The organism is Frankia sp. AiPs1 (genome assembly GCF_023716945.1).
GTDB lineage: Bacteria > Actinomycetota > Actinomycetes > Frankiales > Frankiaceae > Frankia.
Genome location: NZ_JAMQQF010000995.1, coordinates 1 through 1,153, shown reverse-complemented (window position 1 = coordinate 1,153; position 1,153 = coordinate 1). Strand labels below are relative to the sequence as shown.

General features: G+C 72.4%; 1 protein-coding gene and 1 pseudogene. Both read left to right on the top strand.

What is annotated here, in order from left to right:
* Positions 1–545, top strand: a pseudogene (locus ND748_RS32420) (hypothetical protein); the annotation flags it as partial.
* The coding region (locus ND748_RS32415; protein ID WP_251750075.1) for a hypothetical protein at positions 542–1,153 on the top strand (612 nt) is incomplete at its 3' end. The pseudogene ND748_RS32420 and the gene ND748_RS32415, both read left to right, overlap by 4 nt.

The window sequence follows — 1,153 nt, the reverse complement described above, 5'->3', positions numbered from 1 at the left end:
GGCCGCGCAGCGCGAGCGCCAGGGTCTCGCCGTCGACGAAGCGGAACCCGTCGGGTTCACCGGGATCGGCGACGCGGGTGGTCGTGCTCGGCGACGAGGTGCACCGGTGGGTCGGCGGGCTGCGGCCGCTGCTGGCGATGATCCGCCGCGACGGGCTGGGCGGCCCGAACCGGCCGATCCCCGTGGTCGTCACCGCCTCCCTGGAGGAGCAGGAAGGGGTGTTTCTCAAGGACTTCCGGGACGGGCAGGTCGGCCAGCCCGGCTTCGTCTTTCCGGAGCTGGCCCCGATGCCCCTGGCGAGCGCCATACTGGGATATCAGTGGGTGCTCCTTCACCCGTGGAATCCGAGTTATCCGCTGGTCTACACCGCCGCGCGGAACGCGTCACGGGCGAAAATCGAAGCAATCCTCGAGAAACTGGAGGGTAAACCCACCGCTGTCCGCAAGGATCTGTATTTCATCGCCCAGATTCTCACCACGTTCGAGGCGTTCGTCGCCGCCGACGACGAGGGCGCCATGCGGGCGTACGAGGAGCAGTTCCAGTGAGTCCCATACCGGCTCCGCCGTCGGACGGGCATCGCGCCGAACGCGGCACGGACGACGCCGACGCCTCCGGGCTGCCGGACGTCGGCGCCCTGCTGGCGCAGGCACGGGCGGACACGCTCGTGGCGTTCGAGCCGAATCGGCTGTGCCGGCTGGCGCTGCTGCCCGAATGGACGGACACCACGGCGGTCCTGTTCGGCCTCGTCTCCCCGGACGGCCTCGCCAGGCTGGTGGCAGAGCTCGACGACGCCGGGCTGATCGAGCGGCGGCGGACTCCCGGCTCACGCCGGACGACCCGGCAGGTCTTCTGGCTGCGGGCCTCCCGGCGCGACGAGGTCGGCCGCCACCTGCGCAACCTCGGCCTCGACGTCGATGCCGAGATCGACGCGCTCAGTGAGGTGATCGCGGCGGCGGCTGAGGCGTCCCCGGCGGCGGCTGAGGCGTCCGGGGGGGCTGAGGCGTCCGCGGCGGCGGGCGAGGTGCCCGCGGGGGAGCTCGCCCGCGAGTTCGCGCCCTGGCTGGAGGTTGCCGTCCAGCACCGCCGCGACCGTTCCGGGTCCAGCCTGTTCCGGCGGGTCGACAGCCTCGTCACCGCCGCCGGATCCGGCGGC